The organism is Paenibacillus sp. FSL F4-0122, assembly GCF_038002845.1.
Classification (GTDB): Bacteria; Bacillota; Bacilli; order Paenibacillales; family Paenibacillaceae; genus Paenibacillus_AQ; species Paenibacillus_AQ odorifer.
Genome location: NZ_JBBODI010000001.1, coordinates 5,216,333 through 5,232,990 on the forward strand (window position 1 = coordinate 5,216,333; position 16,658 = coordinate 5,232,990).

General features: G+C 44.8%; 13 protein-coding genes. 12 read left to right on the forward strand and 1 reads right to left on the reverse strand.

Annotated features, from left to right (window positions below):
• The first annotated feature begins 142 nt into the window (after nucleotides 1–142).
• From MHH49_RS22795 to MHH49_RS22845, 11 genes are all read left to right on the forward strand, one after another.
• Nucleotides 143–1,126 (forward strand): polysaccharide deacetylase family protein, encoded by a 984-nt coding sequence (locus MHH49_RS22795; RefSeq protein WP_341138504.1) that lies wholly within the window; start codon nucleotides 143–145, stop codon nucleotides 1,124–1,126.
• 78 nt (nucleotides 1,127–1,204) lie between these two features.
• The gene (locus MHH49_RS22800) at nucleotides 1,205–2,473 is read left to right on the forward strand and encodes a M16 family metallopeptidase (RefSeq protein WP_036688449.1); all 1,269 of its coding nucleotides are present in this window, start codon (nucleotides 1,205–1,207) and stop codon (nucleotides 2,471–2,473) included.
• The gene (dut, locus tag MHH49_RS22805) at nucleotides 2,448–2,894 is read left to right on the forward strand and encodes a dUTP diphosphatase (RefSeq protein WP_170914171.1); all 447 of its coding nucleotides are present in this window, start codon (nucleotides 2,448–2,450) and stop codon (nucleotides 2,892–2,894) included. Before MHH49_RS22800 ends, dut begins: the two co-directional genes overlap by 26 nt.
• A 568-nt stretch (nucleotides 2,895–3,462) precedes the next feature.
• Nucleotides 3,463–4,359: a dipicolinate synthase subunit DpsA gene (gene dpsA, locus MHH49_RS22810; RefSeq protein WP_036688445.1), complete on the forward strand. Its 897-nt coding sequence runs from the start codon at nucleotides 3,463–3,465 to the stop codon at nucleotides 4,357–4,359.
• Between the two features lies 1 nt (nucleotide 4,360).
• Nucleotides 4,361–4,957, forward strand: a complete 597-nt coding sequence (locus MHH49_RS22815; RefSeq protein ID WP_036688443.1) for a dipicolinate synthase subunit B — start codon at nucleotides 4,361–4,363, stop codon at nucleotides 4,955–4,957.
• 260 nt (nucleotides 4,958–5,217) lie between these two features.
• Nucleotides 5,218–6,441 (forward strand): aspartate kinase, encoded by a 1,224-nt coding sequence (gene dapG, locus MHH49_RS22820; protein ID WP_036688442.1) that lies wholly within the window; start codon nucleotides 5,218–5,220, stop codon nucleotides 6,439–6,441.
• Between the two features lie 16 nt (nucleotides 6,442–6,457).
• Entirely contained in the window at nucleotides 6,458–7,333 is an 876-nt protein-coding gene (dapA, locus tag MHH49_RS22825; RefSeq protein WP_076213352.1) for a 4-hydroxy-tetrahydrodipicolinate synthase, read from the forward strand.
• A gap of 508 nt (nucleotides 7,334–7,841) precedes the next feature.
• The gene (locus tag MHH49_RS22830; RefSeq protein WP_036688436.1) at nucleotides 7,842–9,521 is read left to right on the forward strand and encodes a ribonuclease J; all 1,680 of its coding nucleotides are present in this window, start codon (nucleotides 7,842–7,844) and stop codon (nucleotides 9,519–9,521) included.
• 213 nt (nucleotides 9,522–9,734) lie between these two features.
• The gene (locus MHH49_RS22835; RefSeq protein ID WP_076100398.1) at nucleotides 9,735–10,502 is read left to right on the forward strand and encodes a ClpP family protease; all 768 of its coding nucleotides are present in this window, start codon (nucleotides 9,735–9,737) and stop codon (nucleotides 10,500–10,502) included.
• Nucleotides 10,499–10,711, forward strand: a complete 213-nt coding sequence (locus MHH49_RS22840; RefSeq protein WP_076100399.1) for a YlzJ-like family protein — start codon at nucleotides 10,499–10,501, stop codon at nucleotides 10,709–10,711. Before MHH49_RS22835 ends, MHH49_RS22840 begins: the two co-directional genes overlap by 4 nt.
• 78 nt (nucleotides 10,712–10,789) lie before the next feature.
• Complete coding sequence (locus tag MHH49_RS22845; protein ID WP_076100401.1) at nucleotides 10,790–13,450, forward strand: FtsK/SpoIIIE family DNA translocase; 2,661 nt, start codon at nucleotides 10,790–10,792, stop codon at nucleotides 13,448–13,450.
• 90 nt (nucleotides 13,451–13,540) lie between these two features.
• Here the strand turns inward: MHH49_RS22845 and MHH49_RS22850 are convergent, their stop codons facing one another.
• Nucleotides 13,541–15,505: an AraC family transcriptional regulator gene (locus MHH49_RS22850; RefSeq protein WP_341138505.1), complete on the reverse strand. Its 1,965-nt coding sequence runs from the start codon at nucleotides 15,503–15,505 to the stop codon at nucleotides 13,541–13,543.
• Nucleotides 15,506–15,677: 172 nt separating this feature from the next.
• Here MHH49_RS22850 and sleB point away from each other — a divergent pair, with 172 nt between their 5' ends.
• Complete coding sequence (gene sleB / locus MHH49_RS22855; protein WP_036688421.1) at nucleotides 15,678–16,544, forward strand: spore cortex-lytic enzyme; 867 nt, start codon at nucleotides 15,678–15,680, stop codon at nucleotides 16,542–16,544.
• Nucleotides 16,545–16,658: the final 114 nt, after the last annotated feature.

Consider the following 16,658-nt stretch of genomic DNA (forward strand, 5'->3'; position numbering starts at 1 on the left):
TAAAGTAAAGTGCATCACTATCACGCCTCTTGCCTCTGTTCTTATGACATAAATTCCTCTCTTGTCTCATAGATTGGGACAAAGTGTCTTTGTATTCGTGTGGAACGGACTACAAGTCGTTTCTGCCGGGGAGGAAGTCGTCATGAAGACGGAAAAAGTGGCTTTAGTGGTTGCTTGTATTGCGATCGTGATAGGAATTGGCAGCACTCAGGGACCGGTAAAGGACATGCTTGCGCAATTGAAGCCGCAGGATGACCTAGCTGTGTGGAAGGATATTTCTAAGCCGGAGAACAATGATCTTCGGACACGGATTGAGATCGCCGCAGCCAAACTTAATGCCCCTCCAGTGAATGCCGTGGTTGATCGGGTATGGAAGGCGATTCCGGGTTATAACGGACTTGAGATTGATGTAGAGAGTACATATCGGAATGCTCTTTTGGCGCCAAAAGAACCTATAAAATTTGTGTATCGGCAGATTGAACCACAGATATCACTGAATCAACTGGGAGCTGAACCCATATATCGTGGAAATCCGGCCAAACCGATGGTATCGTTGATGATTAATGTGGCGTGGGGAAATGAGTACATTGTGCCAATGTTGGATGTTTTGGATGAAGAGAACGTTAAAGTTACGTTTTTTCTGGATGGGAGCTGGCTGAGTAAAAATCCGGAGCTGGCTAAAGAAATGCTAAAACGTGGTCATGAGATGGAGAATCATGCTTATACCCACCCTAATATGAGTACTTTAAGTCGTGCGCGAGCTACTGTAGAAATTGAGAAGACACAAAAGCTGTTAAAGGAATCGCTTGGAGTCACTAATAAATGGTTCGCACCCCCTTCTGGTGATTTCGATCAGGAGACAGTAGAAATTGCCAGCAGTTTAGGGCTCAAGACCGTACTATGGACCGTGGATACCGTGGATTGGCGTAATCCTTCTCCTGAATCTGTAGTTGCCAAAATCACAAGCAAAGCGGAACCAGGCACTCTAGTCTTAATGCATCCCACAGCCTCATCCTCCAAAGCTCTGAGGGCCATGATACGTGGAATCAAAGCAAAAGGGTTGCAGTTAGGCACAGTTAGTCAAACGCTCTCAGCAGAGCGGCTGATCCCCTCTAATGTTGAGTGAGAGCTGTATTTCTGGTAGGATTATAGGCACGTGTAATTAAATTAGATAGAACATGGCTATTTGCCAGGAGGACTTGAAGTGGAAAAAATAGTGTTATCCAATGGTTTACGAGTGGTAATGGAGAAAATCCCGACTGGCCGGTCCGTTTCTTTCGGAATCTGGGTAAAGACAGGCTCTCGGAATGAACACCCTGGAAACAACGGGATATCCCATTTTGTAGAACATATGCTTTTTAAAGGTACGGATCGGTACAGCGCCAAGGATATTGCTGAGCAGTTTGACGCCATCGGGGGCAATGTAAATGCGTTTACCTCAAAGGAATATACATGTTATTATGCTAAAGTACTGGATGAGCATCTGCCCATCGCTGTAGATGTATTAGCGGATATGTTCTTCCGTTCACGGATGGACGCTGAAGAGCTGGAGAAAGAAAAGAATGTCATCCTTGAGGAAATCTCCATGTGCGAAGACACGCCGGATGATCTTGTACATGATTTGATGTGTGCTGCTGCCTACAAGGACCATCCGCTAGCGTATTCCATCCTTGGCTTGAAGGAACGGCTGATGGAGATGAAGCCGGATGATCTTCGGGCGTATATGAAGGAACAATACACGATTGAGAATACGGTTATAAGTGTAGCCGGCAACATTAGTGATGGATTGATCGAACTGCTGGAACAGCATTTTGGTTCTTTTGATAATCATGGTACAAGTGCACCGCTGACTCCACCAGATTACTATGGAGAACTCTTATTTCACCGCAAGAAAACAGAGCAGAATCACATCTGTCTTTCCTTGCCTGGCGTACGTTCTGGCGATCCCTTGCAATATGCTATGGTGCTGATCAATAATGCCGTAGGCGGAGGGATGAGCTCCCGTATGTTCCAGGAAATTCGTGAAAAACGCGGATTAGCTTATTCGGTGTATTCCTATCACAGCTCCCAGGCAGATTCTGGTCTGTTTACGGTCTATGCCGGTACAGCGCCCAAGCAAACAAAAGATGTCATGGAGTTAATCAAGGAAATGATGTACGAACTTGCTACCAACGGCCTCAGTGAAGATGAGCTGAGAAAAGGCAAGGAGCAGCTTAAAGGCAGTCTCATTCTTAGTCTCGAAAGCACTAGCAGCCGAATGAACCGTATCGGAAAAAATGAACTTATGCTCGGAAGACATAATACATTGGACGATATGATCGCCAAAATTCAGCTAGTGACGATGGACAATATCAACAGTGTGCTGGACCATATGTTCGCGGAGCCGCTTTCTTTAGCGATGGTAGGCTCATCAGATAAAGCTATTGCAAATGTTAGGAGAGATGATCTTGTCTTATTACGTACAAATCAATAAACTTACTGGAAACGAGGATGTAAATCTTCCTTGTAAAATGTCGGAGCAAGCTTCCGGTTATGATCTTTATGCTGCAGTTGCGGGTGAAATTGTACTTGCACCAGGAGAGCGTGCTTTAATTCCAACGGGGATTTCACTGGCTATGCCAGAGGGGCTTGAAGCGCAGATCCGTCCGCGTAGTGGACTGGCCTTGAAGCACGGGATTACCTGCTTGAATACACCTGGAACTATAGACGCTGATTACCGCGGAGAGATCAAAGTACTCTTGATCAATCTGGGGCAGGAGCCGTTTGCTATCGCTCGCAATGAGCGGATTGCCCAAATGGTATTTCAAGCTGTTCCAGTGGTTAATTTGGTGGAAGTGGAAGAGTTGTCCGAAACACAACGCGGAGCCGGAGGCTTTGGTCATACTGGCAAATAAGATTGTTGATATAATTCATTTAAAAAGCTTACGAATTCATGCCCAAGGCATGATTCGTGAGCTTTTTTTGTTATGCAGAGTTAATTATCATTAAACATTATTTTCTTCGATTGTTATGCAGATAGCATTTTATAAAGTGCTATCTGCTACTCCAACTACATCCGATTTCCCCATCGAATAAACTCAGCATTTTCATTGGCGCTCTGCCACAACTCTAACCCTACCGTCAAATTAAAAACGAAGCCCCTATCGGACCTCAGCGCTCTTATTAACAACAAATCTTCTTAATTTGGCTGTTTTCGGACCCCAGTGTCACTATTGGATAAAAACACCTGATATCGAACCTGTTTATGTCGAATAAGAGCTCTCCAGTCCGAAACTCCTCCTAAAAGACAAAAAATACACAAATAGTTGCATCTCGGTCCGTAACTCATCAGCCGTAAGCCATCTGCTCATCAGCCATCAGCCATGCGTGCCGGGGATTTCATTTCCGCTCTTCACCCATTAACTATGCCCAGCATAAGATGCTTTATAGTCGATAGTGTATGTTGAAAGGAGCGTCATCCCTATGCTTACTGGCGTCAGGATCGTGTTCCTGGGCGGGGACGCGAGACAGCTTGAAGTGATTCGGAAATGTGTGGAATTGGATGCGACGGTAAGCGCTGCCGGGTTCGATAAGTGGGAGACCCCTAGCCCAGGGGTGAGCCTGGAACAATTGACGGTAGAGCTGCTAAGTAATGCAGATGTATTAGTGTTGCCTACGGTAGGCTGTGATGATGAAGGAAATATTAGTGCTCTATTTTCTTCTGAGCGTTTAACGATTCTGGAGGAGCATTTCACTGCGCTGCCATCCGATTGTTTAGTGTATACCGGTATGGCTAAAAGTTACTTGCGCGGGATGTGTACCAAGCACTCACTAAAGTTAATCGAACTGCTTAATCGTGATGATGTGGCTATTTATAACTCTATCCCGACAGCGGAGGGAGCGCTGGTAATGGCCATTCAGAACACGGATTTTACGATTCACAGCTCGAAATCAATGGTGCTTGGTTTAGGTAGAACTGGATTTACAATGGCTCGAAGTCTACAGGGACTGGGGGCTAGTGTAAAGGTTGGTGTCAGAAAACAAGAACATTATGCACGTGCTGAGGAAATGGGCTGGAAGCCTTTTATGACCAGTGAGCTGCTGCTTCACGTACCGGATGTGGATCTTATATTTAATACGATACCAAGTATGATCATCACCGCTCAGGTGCTCTCGCGGCTTGCGCCGCATTGCGTAATTATTGATCTGGCATCTGCACCAGGCGGTTGTGACTTTCGTTATGCTGAAAAACGTGGGATTAAGGCGATGCTGGCTCCAGGACTCCCTGGCATTGTAGCTCCAAAAAGCGCTGGGATTATTATGGCAAATGCGCTGGTACAGTCGATTTCGGACGAGGCTTTAATCAAGGGGGACGAATAAAATGGATTGGCACGGAAAAACAGTAGGGTATGCGATCACTGGATCTCATTGCACTTTTGCTGAGGTAATGCCACAAATTCAGCGCTTCGTAGACGGGGGAGCAAACGTAGTACCTATAGTTTCAGCATCTGTACTAGGAACAGACACCCGCTTTGGGACATCGCAAAATTGGTTAAAACAGTTGAAAGATATAACAGGGAATGATATCATTTCTACAATTGTTGAAGCGGAGCCGCTGGGTCCTTCCAAGCTGCTGGATGTGCTGACAATAGCACCTTGCACAGGAAATACAACGAGTAAACTGGCTAATGCCATGACGGATAGTCCCGTGCTAATGGCAGCTAAATCGCAGATGCGCAACGGACGTCCACTAGTTCTAGCGATATCTACAAATGATGGATTGGGCCTAAATGCCGCAAATATTGCTAAGCTTCTGGTGGCTAAACATATTTATTTTGTACCATTCGGTCAAGATAACCCTGAGGGTAAACCTAACTCGCTCGTGGCACGCATGGATCTTATCCCGGAAGCTTGCTATGCCGCTTTGCAAGGTAAACAACTACAGCCGATGATCATCGAACGGTTTCATTCAGCATAGAAAATTAACAGAGCTCGGCTGATTTTGTTGTGGACAATAAAAGGGGAGATGCACCAAATGAGCAATGAGAAGTGCCAAGATAACGTAGTGGAAACAGCTAAGTTCATTGCTATCAAAAAAATATAAGCAATATTGCTACCGTCCTCAGGTTCGAGGGCGGTACAGCCATTTAACAACTTACTTAACGAATAAGCTCACGTACCGTAATCTTTTCACGAATGATTAGTGTGTTTGCTTTGATAATAATGGGGGAATTATACATGGGTATTCTGGTACAAAAATTCGGAGGAACATCGCTATCCACACCGCAAGCTAGAGAACACGTAATCCGCAATGTCAAAAGAGAGCTGGCAAGTGGCTACAGTCTTGTTATTGTTGTATCGGCCATGGGCCGTCGCGGAGAGCCTTACGCAACAGACACTTTGCTGGATTGGGCCGTGCAGAACGGAGATGCACTTCCTGACCGGGAAAAAGATCTCCTGATGTGCTGCGGTGAAATTATTTCAGCTACTACTCTATGTGGGCTGTTGGAGAATGAAGGTATCGCTTCTACAGTATTAACGGGAGCTCAGGCAGGATTTCTGACAGACAGCAACTATGGCAATGCCAGAATTCTGGATGTACGTCCGGAACGCATTCTCCGTGAGCTGCGTGAGGATAAAGTGGTTATTGTTACCGGGTTCCAGGGCCAGACTGAAGCGGGTGATTTAACAACTTTAGGCCGTGGCGGTAGTGATACCTCTGCTACAGCACTTGGTGCTGCTCTTCATGCTGATATGGTGGATATTTATACGGATGTTAACGGGATACTTACAGCTGATCCACGGATCGTTGAAGATGCTAAGCCATTAACTTACGTTAGTTATACAGAAATTTGCAATATGGCTCATCAGGGAGCAAAAGTCATTCATCCACGTGCGGTTGAGATTGCTATGCAGGCACAGATTCCAGTTCGTGTTCGTTCAACCTTTTCAGAAGCTGAAGGTACGCTGGTTACGAATCCAGAAGGATTTAACGATATCCAAGCAGGGGGTATTGTGGATCGATTCGTTACAGGGATTGCTTATGTCAGCAATGTTACACAGATTTCTGTAGAATGCCCGGACGGTAACGGAACCGGAGTGCAATTGCAAATCTTTAAGAGTATGGCAGATAACGGGATAAGCGTTGATTTTATTAATGTAACACCTACGGAAGCTCTTTATACGGTTTTTGATGACAAATCAGAGAAGGCTATTTCTGCTCTGCAACAGCTGGGTTTGCGACCTAAGAGTTTATCGGGTTGTGCCAAAGTTTCTGTTATCGGGGGAGGAATTAACGGTGTGCCTGGTATTATGGCGCGCATCGTTGAGGCGCTTAGCTCGCAAAACATTCAAATTCTACAATCCGCAGATTCGAATACAACGATATGGGTGCTTGTGAAAAAAGAAGATATGGTGCAGTCCTTGCGTTCGCTGCATGCTATGTTTGAATTGCACCGCTGACAAGGAGGAATTCAAAGTGGATTTCGGAAGATTAATAACAGCCATGGTAACCCCTTTTGATGGGGATGGAGAAATCAACTGGGATGTAACTTCACAGCTTGTCGATTATTTAATTGAGGTACAGAAATCAGAGGCTTTGGTTGTCTGCGGAACGACAGGGGAATCGCCTACGTTAAGCGATGAGGAAAAGCTGCAGCTGTTTTCTTTTGTGCTGGAAAAGGCGAATGGACGTTGTAAAGTTATTGCTGGAACTGGCAGCAATAACACGAAACATTCCATTCATCTGACGAAGGAAGCAGAGAAAATAGGTGTAGATGGAGTGCTTTTGGTCGTTCCTTATTATAATAAACCGAATCAGGAAGGTCTTTATCAGCATTTTTCCACGATTGCTTCAGAGACTTCATTACCAGTGATTCTATATAATGTTCCAGGTCGAACAGGTGTAAGTATGAGCGTGGCCACTACCCTGCGACTTGCTGAGATTCCGAACATCATTGCTACGAAAGAATGCGCGTCTGTGGATCAGGTAACACTTATTGCCTCTGCTTGTTCAGATGATTTCCGTGTATATACAGGTGATGATGCCTCGGGTCTTGCCAGTCTGGCTGTTGGTGGATACGGAATTATAAGTGTATCTAGCCATGTGGTTGGTGCGCAGATGTCAGAAATGATTTACGCTTATTCCTCCGGCAATGTTCAGCTTGCTGGAGAGATTCATCGCCAGCTGTTCCCGATTTTTAAAGGAATGTTTGAATGCCCACAACCGCTGCCCAATCCATCAGCAGTAAAATATGCTTTAGGACTCAAGGGGATCCCTGTGGGCGGAGTCAGATTGCCACTTATTTCGCCAACGGAAGCGGAAGCGGCTTTTATTAAAGGTCTATTTCACTAAGAATTAATCATTGATGATGAACGTTCTAAACCGGCTACTCTATTGGGGGAGCCGGTTTTTGCATTTATATTTTTTTTCTGAAATATTGAGGCGAATTTAAGGAAAGAATTTGGATACGAGGCGGATGACTTGTCTTTTGCCAAAAAAATCATGTATAATGATCTTAAGTGACTGGGTGCGGTTAAAATTAAATATGCGGTAATCTTCCGTCAATGTAATACATTGTGAGACAGGATAGGTCCCAAGATGAGTCTGTTTAAATAAATGACATGTCTTCGCGCGAGGGGCGCGACGGTGAATTTTGACGGCGTTTGTCCGCTTCAATATGAACTTTACTGCCCGGAATCGGGAGCTTTCGCATTGCGCATTTTACAGATTTCAGGAATTTCCTTGTTGATTGGAAGTTATTAGCTGTTTGAAGAATGTGTTCAGCGCCGCTGAAATAATCGAAGTTCGATATTTACCAATAAAAGTATGACGTCCAACATCATAGGAGGGTTAGATTCATTTGTCCAAAAAAAACAACAACGATAAATTGACGATTTTCGCATTGGGCGGAGTCGGAGAAATCGGGAAAAACATGTATGTTATTCAATACGGAGCTGACATTGTAGTCGTGGATTCGGGACTCAAGTTTCCGGAAGAGGATATGCTCGGTATTGACATCGTAATTCCTGATATCTCGTATTTGACAGAGAACCGTGACAAGGTAAGAGGTATTGTGCTTACTCACGGACACGAGGATCACATCGGTGGTTTGCCTTATGTCCTGAAGAATTTGAATGTTCCAGTCTATGGAACAAGATTAACTTTAGGTCTTGTAGAGAACAAATTGAAGGAAGCGAACCTGCTGGGTGACACCAAACGGATTCTGATCAACGAAGATTCAGAAATTCAATTGGGGAACTCACTTAAGGTAACTTTCTTTAGAACCAACCACAGTATTCCTGATTCCGTGGGTGTATGCATTGAGACTCCGGAAGGAAATGTTGTTCATACGGGCGATTTCAAATTTGACCACACCCCAGTCAACGGTCAATTTGCAAATCTGCATCGGATGGCAGAGATTGGCCAAAAGGGCGTACTTGCTCTTTTATCGGATAGTACGAATGCTGAGAAACCAGGCTTTACCCCATCTGAGAAGAATGTCGGTATTGTGCTGGAAGATATTTTCCGCAAGGCTGAGCAACGTGTCGTTGTAGCAACTTTTGCTTCCAATGTGCACCGTATTCAGCAAGTGGTTAATGCAGCAGAATCTACGGGTCGTAAGATTACAGTAATTGGCCGTAGTATGGTCAACGTTGTATCCATCGCTTCAGAGCTTGGATATTTGAACGTACCTGACGGAATGCTGATCGAACCGGAAGAAATGAATAGAATGGCAGCAAATCGTGTCGTTGTTCTTTGCACAGGCAGCCAAGGCGAGCCAATGTCTGCATTGACACGTATGGCGCGTTCCAGTCATCGTAAAGTAGATATCCTGCCAGGCGATACCGTTATTATTGCGGCAACACCTGTACCAGGTAATGAAAAATATGTAGGCCGTACCATCGATGAATTGTTCCGTCTTGGCGCTGATGTGATTTACAGCGGTTCCAACTCCGGCGTTCACGTATCCGGTCACGGTAGCCAAGAAGAACTTAAGCTTATGCTCAACCTCATGAAGCCGAAATTCTTCATTCCGATCCACGGTGAATTCCGCATGCAACGCAAACATGCTTTGCTGGCAGAATCCGTTGGCGTAGATCCACAGAACATTTTCATCACTGAAATCGGTGAAATTGTTGAGATCCAAGGCGGTGCCGCTCGTAAAGCTGGTAAAGTAACGGCTGGTAACGTATTGATTGACGGACTAGGTGTAGGCGATGTGGGTAACATTGTATTGCGTGACCGTAAGCTGCTGTCTCAAGACGGTATCTTGGTTGTCGTGGTTACACTTAGCAAACAGAATGGTGCCATTGTTTCTGGACCTGACATCATTTCACGTGGTTTCGTTTATGTTCGGGAGTCCGAAGGACTGCTCGACGAAGCTAACCGAATTGTATCCAGTACATTGCAACGCCTGATGAGTGAAAAAGTAAATGAGTGGGCTTCCCTTAAAACAAGCGTAAAAGATTCGCTGGGCCGTTTCTTATATGAACAAACGCGCCGCAGACCGATGATTTTGCCAATTATCATGGAAGTGTAAGGAGAGTTTCTCCTTCAAAGAATATATAGCTAGGGCTGAGCCCCTTTTCCCCGGAAATATTGGACGGTTTCCTCGGGAGAAGGGGTTTTTGCATGTCATAATTACTTCATAAGCTGAAAATTGCATAAGGCAGCACCCTGAAATGTCATACTAAGGATTGTTAGTAAGGCAACAGCAGACTAGAGCTGCATATGACAAGGGAGAGCTGCGAAGATGAACTACATCGAAGGATCACATGGAGCAAAAAATGAGGAAGTTGTCCCAGGAGAAACTAATCCGAATCCTAATGAAAATATGCCGCCCACTGCAATGGGAGCGATTAAGGAGCTTGGACAAACGGTAGTCCCAAGTGGAGAGCCTGATATTTTTTGCTTAACGATTATTGGTCAGATTGAAGGACATATTGTAATGCCTCCACAGAACAAAACAACAAAGTATGAGCATATCATTCCACAGCTGGTGGCTGCTGAGCAGAATAAAAACATCAAAGGTCTGCTTATCATTTTAAATACGGTAGGTGGAGATGTAGAAGCGGGATTAGCAATTGCGGAAATGATTGCATCCCTCTCCAAGCCAACGGTAACCGTGGTCATTGGAGGCGGGCATAGTATCGGGGTGCCGATTGCAGTTTCCTCCACTTATTCGATTATTGCCGAAAGTGCAACGATGACGATTCATCCGATTCGTATGAATGGTTTAGTGATCGGAGTGCCGCAAACGTTCGAGTATATGGAGAAAATGCAGGAACGTGTCGTTAAATTTGTGACTTCCCATTCGCGTATTTCTGAAGAACAGTTCCGTGATCTCATGTTTAAGACAGGTGAGCTCAATCGTGATATCGGGACGGCTGTGGGGGGCTTGGATGCCGTTAAATATGGCCTTATGGATGAGGTCGGCGGGATCGGAGCGGCTCTAGCGCATCTCAACCGAATGATCGGCGGGGATTTCTCTGCATCGACTCCAGGAGGGATTACGCAATGACACTGTACACAGTAGTTGCAATGGAACAGGTGTGGGAGGGGGCATTTAACAATTATGCAACAACCCGAGAAGTGAGTGTGCAGGGCATGCTGATGCAGGTAGAACCGATGGAGGAAGGGCGTGCGCGGATCGTGAGATTATTGGATTGTCCACTGAACCGTTATCTAGATCCGGCGTTCTCTCCAGGTTCGATAATTACATTAACATAAAGATTCAATTTCTGACAAAAGAGAACATAGGTACGCCACGCCATTATATGGTATAATGTTGTTCCGGGGGTGGCTGGCGTGGCTAAACGAAAAAAGAAGAAGAAAAAAGCGCTGCTCGGCAGCGTTTTAAAATATGAAATATATGGAATTTTATTAATAACTATTTCCGTCATTGCACTGTCTGGTGAAGCAGCCGTAGGGCGCTCACTTTCAAGTATGGCGGGTTACTTATTAGGGAGATTTTATTTTGTGTTGCCGCTTGTCGGCATTTTTTATGGACTTATGGTTATGATCCATCGAAGATGGCCTTCCTCGTGGAACAGCAGGCATACTGGCGTGCTTCTGCTTCTGTTGTCTATGTGCCTTATGAGCACAATATCTGCAATGGAGCAGAAGCTTGGCCCGTTGTCTTTGTTACATCCTGGCAATGTAATGACACAAATACATAATGATCTTTCGGGATCACTTTCACCTGGCTCGAACGACAGCAATGTCTATATGCTGGGTAAGGATATAAGCGGAGGTTACATCGGCGGGTTGGAGTATGCAGCGCTGTTATGGCTTTTTGGCAGTCTGGGCGCTAAGCTACTTATGATCGTCATGCTGGCGATCAGCTTTATGCTAATTACCAACTTGTCATATGTGGAGATTTTTACGCTTTTGCGAGTGCGCTCGGTTAAGTTTGTGGAGGGGATTCGTCTCCATGCTGCAAATCGCCCGAAGGCGGTCCCAGTAGCGGCGAGACCATCTAGAGCCGCTGCTCCAGCTAAAGCTCGGCAGGTGAAGCAGCCTGTCTATGATGACGAGGATGAAGAAGACGAAGACGATCGGTATCTGCCTAATCGCAAACAACCCGTCCTTTTGAAAAAAATATCTGGCTGGTTCTCAGGCTCCACGCGTTCACAGGTGGAAGCAGATCCTGAGGATGACGATCAGGGTCCAATTGTGACAAGTGCTTCGAGCGGTCCGATTATTTCGGGATTAACACCAGATAGCCGTGTAATTCCATTAGAGGATATCGATCATGATTTTGACGATGCGGATCTGGATATTGAACCTGTGACGCCTATTATTCGAGATTTTTTTGAACATATCCGTTCAGAAGGTTTAAACGAAGAAGATCGGGAAGAGTGGAGTGAATTCTCACCCGCAGCTCGTGGTGAAGCAGCTAAACCTGCTGTAGCCGGAGCTAATGCCGTTAAGCAGCAGGCTACGGATGAGTCTGAGGAGAATGTAAGTATTGACTTGGAAGGCCTGCTAGGTGCTTCTCCAGATGGAGAGATTATTCCCGCTCCTCCAGCACCACCGCCACCGAAGCCATATAAGCTGCCATCGTTCCGTCTTTTAGCTAAACCTAACAATGGTGGCAAAGCTGGAGATCAGAATGATTATATGCAGACAGCCCGTAAATTAGAAGCAACACTTGAAAGCTTTGGGGTACGAGCTAAAGTGCTGGAGGTAGTAAGAGGCCCAGCTGTTACAAGATATGAGATACAACCGGATATTGGGGTTAAGGTTAGCCGTATTGTAAATCTGACGGATGACATTGCCCTTGCACTTGCAGCCAAAGACATTCGGATGGAAGCACCGATTCCGGGTAAATCTGCGATCGGGATAGAAGTTCCGAACTCTGAAGTGTCTATTGTTACCATGCGCGAAGTTATGGAAACACAGATTTTTCAGGAGGCTGAATCCAGATTATCGATTGCTTTTGGCCGTGATATTTCCGGCCAGACCATTATCGGCAATCTGGCTAAGATGCCCCATTTATTGGTGGCCGGTGCAACTGGCTCCGGTAAATCAGTCTGTATCAACGGGATTATAACAAGCATCTTATACAAAGCTAAACCTGATGAGGTCAAATTCCTCATGGTCGATCCTAAGATGGTCGAGCTGAATGTGTATAACGGAATTCCCCATCTTTTGGCTCCGGTTGTCACAGATCCAAAGCGGGCAAGCCTAGCCTTGAAGAAGATCGTAGTCGAAATGGAGAAGCGTTATGAGCTATTCTCCAAATCGGGAACACGGAATATGGAAGGTTATAATAAGCTAATGGCTGAGAATCCAGCGGCTATTCTACCGTATATCGTTGTTATTGTGGACGAGCTTGCGGATTTGATGATGGTTGCAGCCAATGATGTTGAGGATGCGATTTGCCGACTTGCACAAATGGCGCGGGCGGCAGGGATTCATCTAATTATCGCTACACAACGTCCTTCAGTAGATGTCATCACAGGTTTAATTAAAGCTAATATTCCATCCCGGATCGCTTTTGGCGTATCGTCCAATGTGGATTCACGTACCATTCTGGATATGCCCGGTGCAGAGAAGTTGTTAGGCCGAGGTGATATGTTGTTCTTACCAATGGGCGCATCTAAGCCTATTCGTGTACAGGGAGCTTTTATGAGTGACCAAGAAGTAGAGACTATTGTTCAATATGTCAGCAGTCAAGGTGAAGCCGAATACGATGAGTCCATCGTTCCTGAAGTGGATGATACAATCACTGAGGATCAGGAGCCACAGGATGAATTATACGAGCAAGCCGTACAAATTGTACTAGAGGCTAAGCAGGCTTCAGTGTCGCTGCTGCAGCGACGTATGCGGGTCGGTTATACCCGTGCAGCCCGGTTGATTGACTCTATGGAGGCTCGTGGGGTCATCGGTCCTTACGAGGGCAGCAAGCCGCGTGAGGTGCTGATGTCACTTGAGCAATATCAGCATAACAAGATCAGCTCCTAAGCTGTAGAAGCCCGTTGAAACCTTCAATAGACAGTAAAAGAGATGGCCACTTTATGAAGTGGACCATCTCTTTTTTTGTATCCTGAGTACTTATTTGACTCTTGGCGCAGCAAGCAAAGCTTCAACAATATAATCCAGTTGCACATTTAGAGAATAGATATCACTGTAATAACCTAAGCCAAAATCGATCTCCATCAAACGGCCTTCTTTCACGGCAGGGATATTGTTCCAAATTGGGTTTTGGGTCAGATCAGCCATACCATCATAAGAGGAGCGGAAGATATAGTCACCACTGTATTTGCCAAGGACTTCAAAGGATACGGATTCCCCATCCGCACCAGTCGCCGTATCTATTTCCTGTTGAATGATGTCCGGCGCCTTCATGCCTAAATATTCATAAATGATTTGTGAACCACGTCCGAATTGTTTGCTCGCTACAACTGCCATGCTGTTGTCTTTTCCACCTTCCATGATGGATATTGTGTGATCAAGAATACCAGCTTCTTGCAGCTTTTGTTTGCTGTCCTCAACTTTTTTATGGAAATCAGTAAATAATTCTTTTGCTTGATCTTCTTTGCCTACGACTTGTCCAATAAAGGACACCCGTTCTTCTGTTGACATTTTTTCATACGGAACTAAGACTGTTGGCGCAATTTGGTGAAGGGCTTCATAAGTTTCCTCTGACGGCACAATGATAAGATCGGGATTAAGAGCAAGGATTGCTTCAGGGCTAGCCTCAAACCAGGTGCCAAGCTTTTGCACATCTTTTAGCTCATCTTCAAATGCTGCACCCTCGGATACATCGGATACACCTATAGGTTTAATGCCGAGAGCCAGTACATCACCGAGCAAATAAAGAACTACAACTCTTTGTGGACTAGTGGGAACGGCAATGTCTCCTTTAACTGTGGAAATTATCCGGGTTTGTGCTTCGACAGCAGCTTTGTCTGTATTTGCCCCTGTACTTGTTTCTGCTGAGGGGGTGGGTTTCCCATTGCTTGATGCATTTGAATTTGTGGTTCCCGTGGAACAAGCGCTTAACACTATGGTAAAGCATAATAACAGGGTGAGCAGTAATGATGGTTTGGCATTTCTAAACATTGGTAATTCCCCTTCTCCGTTATATTGATAATGATTATCATAATCAATATAACGGAGAGGTTGTGTTCGGGCAATGTCAATTTGTGCACCTTGAGATGGCATATCACGCCAACTGGAGTGGGTGATAACTTTATTTTTGTATCGGACAGGGGAGATTCCGTAATATTTTTTAAACATTTTTCCTAGATAATAGCCATCAGGATAACCTACTGCAATTGCGATGTCATGCAAGCTAGCCTCTGTGTTCAGGAGCAATATTTTCGATTTTTCCATGCGGATGTTGATTAAGTACTGAGCAGGGCTAGTCTGCAGCTGTGTTCTGAATAATCTGGATAATGTTCTAGGGCTGCTGTTTACCGCTTTAGCTAATTTTTCAAGAGAGAAGGTTTCCTTATAATAAGTCTGCATATAGCGAATTGCTTGATCTAGCGGATCAGGTTGAATTAACTGTGTTTCCAGCGTATGCAGCTGCCTAAGCATCTCATAAATCCATTGATAAAAAAGTGTTTTGACATGCAGCCGATCCAAAAGCCCTGTTTTGCCCCAATCAGTAAACATGTTCTCCATCTTATCAAATAAGGGCAGTGGACTAGTAGGCGTGAATCCATATTGGAGATTAAAGGGATTATTGTGTTCCATGATTGCTTTTAGATTGTTGCGTGAGGCGAGTGAAAGGTTTGCTTTATATAAAATTAAGTAATACTCCAGTAGTTCCTCCGTGCGTAAAAATTGAATGTTCATTCCTTTTCCACCATGAAGGATATGAAAGTTGCTGATCTCGTGCGGGACCTCGTCAATTAGTATTTCGGCCTTGCCGTTTATGATCAACAAGAATGCACTTGAGGGCAGCTGATAATGTGAATTCAGATCACCTGATCGTTGAAAAGTATGGCGTATATCAATAATTTCTATTAATGCGTGGTTCCACAATAACATGTGGTCCTTTAAATTCATGATTAATATCAACTCCAACGTTTTCTTATTTCGATTATAGTTGATAATCATTCTCAATTACAATGAAATGCTATTACTTCTTTTTTAGTAATGCATAGGATGTCCTGACAGTCGTCATAATAACTTTAGCCATTCATGCAGAACTCACAAAAGAAAGGTAGAGCGAACCCCTATGAAGAAACATAAGTTGTGGATCTTTGCTTCTTTAACCCTTGCACTTGCTGCCGCACCGTTTGCAGGAATGTTGCTCCAGGGTAATGGCATAGTACAGACCAAGCAAAGTGCTGCTGCGTCATTTGTCCATGAACTAAATCATCCTGAAGAAGAGGCCTTGCCTGCCTTCAGCACGACTCCGATTAAACTCGGTTCTTCTGGTCAGGATGTTTATGAGTTGCAAGGACGTTTAAAACATCTGGGCTTTTATGAAGGGAAAATAGACAGTCAGTTTGGTCCGAAAACGAAAAATTCAGTAACGTGGTTTCAATGGAAGTTTGGAATGAAGTCTGATGGCATCGTAGGCGCTAAGACTAAGCTGAAATTGTATAACGCAACTAAGAACTGGAAGCCGACAGAGTCTGCTTCAGCAACCGGAAATAATACAGCAAACAACAACACCGGTAACAAAACAAATACAACCAATAATTCGGATTCAGCGTCTCTGTCTTCAGGGAATACGATGGGATTATCAGAAAATGATCTCAAAATCATGGCTAATGCCGTCTATGGTGAGTCGAGAGGCGAACCTTTCGAAGGTCAAGTTGCTGTTGCTGCAGTAATCTTGAACAGGGTAAAATCTCCGAGCTTTCCTAATACACCGTCTGGCGTTATTTTTCAGCCGGGAGCTTTTACAGCTGTAGCTGACGGGCAGATTTATTTGGAGCCAAATGAGCAGGCTCGAAAAGCAGTGCAGCAAGCGCTGAATGGCTGGGACCCTTCGGGTGGATGTTTGTATTATTTCAACCCTAAAACGGCGACCTCCAAATGGATTTGGACTCGTCCACAGGTCAAGACTATCGGCCAGCATATTTTCTGTATGTAGATAAGTAAAGAAGTAAATCCAGAGAGCAACCGGGAAGAGGCATCCGGTTGCTTCCTTACTTTGGAATGGTTTAGAATGGTTATTAATTCATAAACATGTTAATGAACAACTATC

Coding starts and splice junctions, on each gene's coding strand:
- dapG (WP_036688442.1), top strand. CDS start 5,218: ATGGGTATTCTGGTACAAAAATTCGGAGGAACATCGCTATCCACACCG.
- dpsA (WP_036688445.1), top strand. CDS start 3,463: ATGCTTACTGGCGTCAGGATCGTGTTCCTGGGCGGGGACGCGAGACAG.
- MHH49_RS22840 (WP_076100399.1), top strand. CDS start 10,499: ATGACACTGTACACAGTAGTTGCAATGGAACAGGTGTGGGAGGGGGCA.
- MHH49_RS22815 (WP_036688443.1), top strand. CDS start 4,361: ATGGATTGGCACGGAAAAACAGTAGGGTATGCGATCACTGGATCTCAT.
- MHH49_RS22850 (WP_341138505.1), bottom strand. CDS start 15,505: ATGAATTTAAAGGACCACATGTTATTGTGGAACCACGCATTAATAGAA.
- sleB (WP_036688421.1), top strand. CDS start 15,678: ATGAAGAAACATAAGTTGTGGATCTTTGCTTCTTTAACCCTTGCACTT.
- MHH49_RS22835 (WP_076100398.1), top strand. CDS start 9,735: ATGAACTACATCGAAGGATCACATGGAGCAAAAAATGAGGAAGTTGTC.
- MHH49_RS22795 (WP_341138504.1), top strand. CDS start 143: ATGAAGACGGAAAAAGTGGCTTTAGTGGTTGCTTGTATTGCGATCGTG.